Below are 8,989 nucleotides of genomic sequence, written 5' to 3'. Positions count from 1 at the left end.
GTTACGGGGCCGATGACACAGGTCCCATGACTGAGGCCGGAAGACGTTATCCCGTCTTCCGGCCTCAGTCGTTCACCTCACTCCGCGGGGGAGTCCACCGGTTCCGCAGGACCCGCCGGGGGCGGGGGTGCGCTGCCGGCGAAGGGGATGCCGGCCTCCTCGGCGAGCTGGATGTCGAGGCTCTCGCGTCGGATGCGACGGTCGATGTACAGCAGGCCGTGAGCCATCGGGATCAGCGGGAGCGTCAGCAGGCTGAACAGCAGGCCGACCGGAAGCGTGACGGCGTAGAGCACCATCACCGAGATCATCTGGTCGCGAACGTACGTGGGGCTGCTCGGGTCGGTGGGGACGTTGCCGCCGAGTCCGACCGCGCCCACGTAGAAGATCGACAGTACCTGGTTCACCAGGAACTGGAAGACCGCGCCCATCAGCCAGACCAGCAGGGTGACTCCGAGCGAGCGCCACCAGGCGCCCTCGTTGAGTCGCCACGCGCGCTTGATGGCCTCGACCGGGCGCTTGCCCTCGAGAACGACCGTGGCGCTCAGCGGAACCAACCGGACCTGGACATAGATCATCCCCGCGCCCGCGGCGAAGTAGGCGATGACACCGAGGAGCACCACGACGGGCGCGCCGTTGGTGGCGACCGCGAACACCACGATCAGTCCGACGACCACGACGAACGGGATCGCGCACAGCAGCTGGACCAGCAGGAGCGCGCCGAGGAGACGCCACAGGCTCGGGAGGCTCTCGGAGGCGGCCTGGCGCAGGCCCACGCGACGGCCCACCACGGCGTGGCGCAGGGTGGCGACGCTGCTGAGGTTCGCGGCGATGTAGACCGCGAAGGAGCTGAGGAGGCACAGCAGGAAGAGGCCGCCGAAGGCGATCACCGTGTCGGTCAGCTCGGCGTCGCTCGGGTGCCAACCCGGGACGTCCGCGTTGGCGCGGGCGTCGACCCAGAAGGCGTGCATCGGCGACCACTCGATCGCGCCGAAGATCCCGAGGAGCGCCAGGCAGCCGAGGCCGGTGAGCATCGGCGGGCCGTAGACCGCGAGGAAGTTGTAGCGGATCGTCGCGTAGATCGCGTTGACGATCTCGCCGACGTTGAGTGGCCGCAGCGGTATGACACCGGGCTTGGGAGCCATCGGGATCCGGCCCCAGGGTGTGTAGCCGGCGGGCCCGTTCGGGCCCCACTGGCCGCCGGGTGGCGGAGGCCCGTACGGCGGCGGTCCGTACGGCGGTCCGCCCGGTGGGCCCTGCGGTGGCCCCGGCGGTGTAGGCGGCTGCCACCAGCCCCCGTTGTTGCTCATTTTTCTTGCGGTCCTTCGTCGGAGTTGTCAGGACCACCGAGCGTACGGCAGGGGCGTGCGACTGGGCAGTGGCCGGGTTCAGCCCCGTACCGGGCCGATGCGGAAACGTTGTGGCGGGGCGGTGCGGTGACGTCCCGCCAGCACCAGCAGCTCGTCCGGTCCCAGGGCTTGTTGGCCGCTGTGCTCGGCGGCGCCGAGGGACGCGAGGAGTGCCGCAAGCGGAGCCGGGGAGAGGGGGCCGAGCAGGGCGCAGTGGTCGGCGTTTGTCCACAGGCTGTGGACAGCGCGTTCGCCCCAGCGGGCGCGTGCCTGCTCAGGCGAGCGCAGCAGTGTGACCGCGCGCAGTCCGCGCGTGGCCCCATCGGTCATGAGCTGCGGCAATGTCGGAAACGGCGCCACGGCGGCGATGTCGTCGAGGACGAAGACCGGGGCCGGCGCGGCCACCGCGTTGCGCGCTTTCTCGGCTGTGTTCCAGGCGCGCTGGACCACGTCGTCCACAAGTGCGGACAGTAGCGGCATGGCGCTGTGGACAGCCGGGGCGCTGCTGCTGCCCGGTTCGCGGAGCCGGCCGTCGCCGGCGTGGCCGAGGACGTAGAGGCTGCCGGCGGCGCCGTCCTCGAGGAGTCCTGCCGGGTCGAGGGCGGCGGTCGGGGACTGGGGGGTGCAGGCGGCGAGCACGTGCAGCTCGGTCGCCGCACCCAGCGCGGCGCGGATGCGGCCCAGCGCTGCCCCGAGCGCGGGTGCGGGCTGGAGCAGGGCCGACTGGAGCTGACCGGCCCAGGCCTCCTCACCGGACGCCACGTCGACGGGTGTGGCGCCCGACTGGAGTACGGCTACGGCCTCCTGACGGCCCGCGGTGGATCCGCTGCCCGTGGAGCCGGTGCCGGCCCAGCGCACGACGTGGCGGAACGGGCGGCCGTCGAGCGCGGCGGCGCGCAGCCAGCAGCGCAGCAGGGTCTCCGCGAGCCTGCGGACGGACTGCTCCTCGGCACCGGCGACCGGGCGCACGGTGGGCAGCAGCAGGGCGCGGGCGCGGGCGGTGGCGACGACCGGTTCCGTGCACGCGGTGTGGGGGGCCCAGCGGCCACGGGGGGAGTCGGGATCGTCGTCGGTCAGCTGCTGCGGGTCGAACCGCACGGCGCGGCGGTGCGGCGGACGCCCGTCCCAGAGCTCCGGGTCCGCGGTGACGACGACCAGCGGGGCGCTCGCCGCGTCCGCGACGGCGGCGCTCATCAGCGCGTGTCGTCCCGCGGCCCCCGCCTCCGGCGCGAAGACGCACAAGGTCCCGGTCTCGGGCAGGGCGAAGGGCAGCACTCCGTAGCCGTCCCCGGCGGTACCGCGCTGAGCCCAGCCGGCCGCCGTCGAGCCACTGGGACGCGGCACGCCGACACCGACACCTGGCGTCGGGACGGCCGCACCCTGGGCGGGGAGGGCGTCGGCGCGTCCCGCCGGGAACCCGGTCCCGGGGTCGGTCACGGTGGGCAGGCCCGGGTGCTGCGGCGCGTCGTGCGACCAGCCACCCGTCCCCTGCGGGATGACGCGACCGTCCGAGGCCGCACCGGTCACCATGCCGGATCGGCTGCTCGTCCAGGGCGCGGCGGCGTCGGGGGTGGCGCCTTGGGCCGATGCGGCGTCAGGCCACGCCGGGCCGGCGCGATGGCTTGGCGGTGGCGGGTCGCCCGGGGTGCCGTGCGGTCCGGCTGCCCCCCACGCGGAAGGGGCCGCATCGGTCTGCCCAGGCGGGAAGGCATCGGTGAAGCCTGCGTCGAACGGGCCCCGGTCGAACGAGCCCGCCCTATCCGGCCAGGTCGGCGAAGTGGCGGTCGACGAGGACGGGGTCGACGACGCTGAGCCGCCCGGCGAGGGCGCTGGGCCCGGAACACCCGGTGCCATCGGCACACCTGCGCCCGGAACGCCCGAGGCCGCGACGCCCGGACCGGGTGCGACCGGTCCGAAGGGCGTGCGGCCGACGGGGACGGTGGTGTGCTGGTCCGTGGGCGTCGGCCCACGCCTTTGGCCCGGCGGCCCGACGGGCGTGCCCGCGTCGCCCACCGCACCGGCCCCCACTCCGCCGACACCAACTCCGCCGGCCCCCACCGCGCCCTCGCCCGAGGCGGCCACTGCTGCGCCGCCCGCCGCGCCGCCTGCCTCGGCCTCGGCCTGGGCGCGCCTGCGGGTGTCGTGTGCGGCCCGACGCTTCGCGCGGGCCGTCGCGGCGGAGAGGAGCAGCAGCAGGACGAGGGCCAGCAGGGCGAAGAAGGTGAGCCAGAACGCCGCCGCCGACGGCAGGGAGGCCGTCGGCGTGCCGGGCCAGGCGCCCGCGAGGTCGTTGGGGTCGGTGGCCAGGTGGCGGATCGCGCCCGCCGTCGACAGGAACGGGAGCGGGCGCGGGAAGCGGCCGTGGGTGGCGAGGCCTCCGAGTTCGGTCGCGCCCCAGACCAGCGCCGTCGTGCCGAGCAGGACGGCGAGCAGGCCGACGATCAGACCGTCGGGGATGCCCCGGTCCGGTCGCTGCTGGGGCTGCGGCTGCGGTTGCCCCGACGCCGGTCCCGGCTGTTGCCATCGCCGTGGCTGCGACGGTGGCTGCTGCGGTTGCCGGGGGCCGGAGGGGGAGGGTGAAGAGGACATCAGGCCGCCGGGTCGTCCGCGAGTTGCTGGGAGGCGCGCGTGCGCTCGGCGATGGCGTCCTCGGTCATGGCGCGGTCGGTGTAGACGAGCGGCCGCTCCGACTCGGTGATGATGTGCTTCACCACCTGCACGTTGCCGTTGACGTCCCAGACGGCGATGCCCGGTGAGAGCGTCGGGATGATCTCCACGGCCCAGCGTGGCAGGCCGAGCACCCGGCCCGTGGCGCGGGCCTCGTCGGCCTTCTGCATGTAGATGGTTCTGGTCGAGGCCATCTTCAGGATGGCGGACGCCTCCTTCGCGGCCGCGCCGTCGACCACGTCGGACAGGTGGTGCACGACCGCGATGAAGGACAGGCCCAGGCGTCGCCCGAACTTCAGCAGCCGCTGGAACAGCTGTGCGACGAAGGGTGAGTTGATGATGTGCCAGGCCTCCTCGACGAGGAAGATGCGCTTCCTGCGGTCGGGGCGGATCCAGGTGTGCTCCAGCCAGACGCCGACGATGGCCATCAGGATCGGCATCGCGATCGAGTTGCGGTCGATGTGCGAGAGGTCGAAGACGATCAGTGGCGCGTCCAGGTCGATGCCGTCGGTGGTCGGGCCGTCGAACATGCCGCGCAGGTCGCCGTCGACCAGGCGGTCCAGCACCAGGGCGACGTCCAGGCCCCAGGTCTGGATGTCCTCGAGGGAGACGCCGAGCGCGTCGATCGAGTCGGTGTTGGGGGAGCGCAGCGCGTCGATGATGTCGCCGAGGACGGGCTGGCGCTCCGTCACCGTCGCGATGATGTGCGCGTGGGCGGCCTTGAGCGCGAAACCGGCGCGCTCCTCCAGGCTGCGCCCCATGGCGACCTCGATGATGGTGCGCAGCAACGCCAGCTGGCCGGTCTGGGTGATGGCGGGGTCCAGCGGGTTGAGCTTGACGCCGCCGTCCAGCGCGGCCAGCGGGTCGAGCCGGATCGGCGTTATCCCGAGCGCCCGCGCGATCAGGTTCCACTCGCCCACGCCGTCCTCGCCCTGGGCGTCGAGCACGACGACCTGCCGGTCGCGGAAGCGCAGTTGCCGCAGCACGTAGGTCTTCTCCAGCGCGGACTTGCCGTTGCCGGACTCGCCCAGCACCAGCCAGTGCGGGGCGGGCAACTGCTGGCCGTAGAGCTGGAAGGGGTCGTAGACGTAGCCCTTGCCGCTGTAGACCTCGCGTCCGATGATCACGCCCGAATCGCCCAGGCCGGGTGCGGCCGTCGGCAGGTAGACGGCCTGGGCCTGGCCCGTGGAGGTGCGCACCGGCAACCGGGTCGTCTCGATCCTGCCGAAGAGAAAGCTGGTGAACCCCTCGGTCAAGCCTCCGATTGGTGGTGCCATGGCCGGCCTCCTGTGGTTCGGGCGATCGGGTCGAGCGGATCGGGCGGGGCGGTCAGGGCGGTCAGCGGCGGATGCCGGTGGCGAAGGGCAGGGTGTTCACGAAGGCGCGGTGGTGTTCCCGATCGCACCATTCCAGCTTGAGATAGCTCTTGCCGGCAGAGGCGCGAATGGTCCGCTTGTCGCGCGCCAGCGCTTCGGGGGAGCGCGAGCTGACGGTGATGTAGCCGACCAGGTTCACCCCGGCCGCGCCGGAGGCGAGGTCCTCTCCGCGCTGGTCGACGCGGCCGCTGTGGGCGAGGTCGCGCGGGTCGACGGTGCGGTTCATCTTGGCGGCGCGGCTGGCCTCGGCTTCGTCGTTGGTCTTCTCCGTCAGCATCCGCTCGATGGCGACGTCGGTGGGCTCGAGGTCCATGGTGACGGCGACGGTGCGGATCACGTCCGGGGTGTGCACGAGCAGCGGGGCGAGGAAGTTCACGCCGACGGGAGTCAGCGGCCACTCCTTGACCCACGCGGTGGCGTGGCACCAGGGCTCGCGGGTGACCGACTCGCGGGTCTTGGCCTGGAGGTAGTTGGGGTTCGTCGCGTCCAGCTCGGCGGGCCAGGCATTGCGGCGGGACATGGCCTGGATGTGGTCGATCTGGTGGTCCGGGTCGTACATGGAGTGCAGCAGCGACGCGAGCCTGGCCTGTCCGAGCGGCTGGCGCACCCGGATGTCGGCCTCGGCGAGGCGGGCGCAGATGTCGGTGAGCTCGCGGGCCATGACCGCGGCCAGGCCCTCGTCGCCGCGGGCGCGGCTGTGCGCGGTGCGGCCCATGGCCTGCGCCTCGGCGGCGAGCTCGCGGGTGTAGTGCATGCAGGCGACGAGGTAGGCGCGGTGCTGCTCGGAGGAGGTGGAGACCATCGCCTGGAGCTGGTCGTAGGAGTCCTTGAGCCACTGCGGGGTGGCCTCGTCGCCGCGCCGGGCGACGTCCTTGGCGTGCGCGTCGGGGTCGGCGGGGAGGGTGCGGGCCAGCATCTGCAGGCGCGTCACGAAGCCGTCGCCGTTGGCGACGTGGCGCAGCAGCGTGCCGAACCGTTCCACCAGGGCTTCCTGGTCCTCGCTGTCCCGCAGGCCGACGCCGGGGCCCTCGATCTCGATCGCGGCGGTGACGGTGCGGCGGTCGAGGTGGAGCAGGACGGCGACCTCGTCCGGTCCGAAGGGCGCGGCCAGCCAGCGGATCCGTCCGATGCCGGGCGGCGGGCCGATCTCGACCTCGTCGCCGGCCAGCCGTGTCCCGGCCTCCATGGCGGAGGAGCGGTAGGCGGCGGCGGGGGAGCGGGCGATCCGCTTGTAGCTGCGGTTGATCTCGGCCCACTTGTAGAAGGTCCGCTTGCGGTAGGGCAGGTAGACGACCGCGAAGCCGACGGCCGGGAAGCCGATCAGGCCGATCAGCCGGAGCAGGAGGATCGGGACGAGGATGCCCCACATCATGCCGAGGAAGGCGCAGAAGATGATCAGGAAGACCTCGCCGCCCTCGCGGTTCCGCCCGATCACCGCGTTCGGCTTGGCCTTGCCGATGAGGTAGGTGCGCCGGTACTGCCCGACGGGTGGGGTGGTCACGGCTGGCTTCCGCCTCCCTTGGCGAACGTGCTGGTGGTACGGGCGGCGCGGGCCGCCTGGTCCGGACTGCCGCCCTGGGCCGGCGGAGCCGGCGTCGCGGGCGCGGTCCGCGTCGAGTGCGCGGCGATGCCGGGCGAGACGCCGGCGGCGCCGCTGTTGCCGCCTCCGCTGGAGCCGCCTGCGCCTCCGCCGGAGCCCTCGCCGTCGCGGCCGGCGTGGGTGCTGATGCCCTGCTTCATGAAGTTCGCGGGGCCGTTGACCACGGCGCGGCCGGCGCTGACCGCTTGGGCGCGGGCGCGGCGCATGGCGACCATGTCGTCGCCGAAGCCGGGCACGAAGCGGTAGATGACGGAGCTGGCGAAGATGGACAGCACGAGGATCGCCACGCCGGAGGTGACGGTCGCGAACGCGTCGTTCGCCCCGGCGGAGGAGGCGACGGCCCCGGCGAGGCCGAGCACGATGACGATGACGGGCTTGATCAGGATCACCGCGATCATCAGCCCGGCCCAGCGGCGCACGTGCTTCCACAGTTGCTTGTCGACCATGCCGGCGTAGACGACGGTGCCGAGCAGCGCCCCGACGTAGAGCATCGCGGCCCGCACGAACATCTCCAGCCAGACGACCGCCGCGGCGACGATGGCGATGAGGCTCACCCCCACGAGGATGATCGGCCCGCCGCCGATCTTCCCCGAGGTAAGGGTGTCCGCGAAGGTCCCGAGGTAGGTGGCGGTGTCCGTCCTCGTCCCGGCGGCGATCCCCTCCGTGACGCCGTCCGTGGCGCTGACGACGGTGTAGAGGATCAACGGCGTGAACGCGGAGGCGAGCACGGTCAGCCACAGGAACCCGATGGCCTCACTGAATGCGGTGTGCAACGGCACGCCGCGCGCTGCGCGCTTTATGACGGCGAGGAGCCACAGCAGCAGCGTCAGGAAGGTCGCGGCGCCGAAGACGATCGCGTACTGCTTGAGGAACGCGGTGTTGGTGAAGTCGACGTTGGTGGTGCTGTCGATCCCGTCGGAGAGCTTCCGCACGATCCATGCGGCGGCGTTGGCGCAGCTGTTCGCGAGCGTCTGGACGGGGTCGAGGGAGGCGGGGAGGGTGCCGCCGGTGTTGGTGTTCTGACCGGCTTGGCAGGCCTGGGCGGCCATGCCGATGAGGTCTTTGCAGTTGGCGGTCGGGGACGCGCTCGGCTTCGGGCTGGGTGAAACGGGCCCAGGTGCCGCGGATGCGCGGCCTGCCAGGAGCAGAAGCTGAAAGCCGGTTGTGGCCAGAGTTGCGGGAATCAGCTTTCGGAGGTCAACGGGCATAGCGGAAGCCTCCGAACTGGGTGACAGCAGTGGCCATGGAGTCGAAGTTGGAGACCGACTGGTTACCGCTCACCGGGACAGGGCCCTCCTGCTGAGCGTAGGAAGCCAGCTTCCAGTCGCCGTTGATCCAGCGAAGCTTGACCGTTTCGGTGAACCAGTAGGTGGTCACGGGACGGACGGATCCGGTTCCGGCGAGGCCGCCCAGGGAGGTGCACCAGACCTCGACGGTGGTCTCGGAACCGGTGTAGGCGTCGGACTTGGTGCCGATCGGGATGGTCCGTGAGACGAATGTCTGGCCCTTCGGGGCCTGGCCGTCCGTCAGGCCGAAGACCGCGTTCTGGCTGGTGTAGGCGGAGTCGGAGGTGCTCTCCAGTCCGGCGAGTATGGCCGGGTCCGCGAGGGTCTGCAGGATCGCGTGGCGCGACTGGGTCGCGTACATCTCGCTGGAGCCGAGGACCACCGAGTAGTTCGCGGCGGCGCTCTGCGCGCCCTCGCTGGTGCGGGGGTACTGGACGCCGATGCCGTTGCTGGTCGTGGTGACCGGCTGGGTGCCGGTCGGGGCGGTGGGCGCGCTCTGCGCGCCTGCGTCGTTGGACTTGCCGGTCGTGCTGCCGCCGCCCGTGCCGCTGTTCGAGCTGCCGCCGTTGGTGCGGTTGATCACCGCCACCGCGACGACCAGCAGGAAGACGACGACGAACACTCCGCCGAGCAGGCGCAGTCGGCGGAAGCCGGGGGCTTGCGGCCCCAGTGCCGGCTGCTCGCCCGCCGGGAGGCGGGCCGCGGTGGGGCTGG

The 8,989-nt window shown here is 72.3% G+C and carries 6 protein-coding genes; all 6 read right to left on the bottom strand.

Features of this window, described 5'->3' with window-relative positions:
* Window positions 1-77 precede the first annotated feature (77 nt).
* Window positions 78-1,142 carry a hypothetical protein gene (locus TR50_RS02665; protein WP_042413114.1) on the bottom strand — a complete coding sequence of 355 codons (1,065 nt, stop codon included), beginning with the start codon at window positions 1,140-1,142 and terminating at the stop codon, window positions 78-80.
* A 243-nt stretch (window positions 1,143-1,385) separates the two neighbouring features.
* Window positions 1,386-3,935 carry a TraM recognition domain-containing protein gene (locus TR50_RS42235; RefSeq protein WP_052440596.1) on the bottom strand — a complete coding sequence of 850 codons (2,550 nt, stop codon included), beginning with the start codon at window positions 3,933-3,935 and terminating at the stop codon, window positions 1,386-1,388.
* On the bottom strand, window positions 3,935-5,290 hold the full coding sequence (locus TR50_RS02655) for an ATP-binding protein (RefSeq protein WP_042413113.1): 1,356 nt from the start codon (window positions 5,288-5,290) through the stop codon (window positions 3,935-3,937). The genes TR50_RS42235 and TR50_RS02655 overlap by 1 nt, the downstream gene beginning before the upstream one ends.
* Before the next feature lie 61 nt (window positions 5,291-5,351).
* Entirely contained in the window at window positions 5,352-6,890 is a 1,539-nt protein-coding gene (locus tag TR50_RS02650) for an SCO6880 family protein (protein WP_042413112.1), read from the bottom strand.
* Entirely contained in the window at window positions 6,887-8,038 is a 1,152-nt protein-coding gene (locus TR50_RS02645) for a hypothetical protein (RefSeq protein ID WP_174514789.1), read from the bottom strand. The genes TR50_RS02650 and TR50_RS02645 overlap by 4 nt, the downstream gene beginning before the upstream one ends.
* 148 nt (window positions 8,039-8,186) lie before the next feature.
* Window positions 8,187-8,989 (bottom strand): hypothetical protein (locus TR50_RS02640; protein WP_369405689.1); only part of this gene is annotated, 803 nt, incomplete at its 5' end.

Source organism: Streptacidiphilus anmyonensis (genome assembly GCF_000787855.1).
Classification (GTDB): domain Bacteria; phylum Actinomycetota; class Actinomycetes; order Streptomycetales; family Streptomycetaceae; genus Streptacidiphilus; species Streptacidiphilus anmyonensis.
This window is presented reverse-complemented; position numbering and strand designations above follow the sequence as displayed.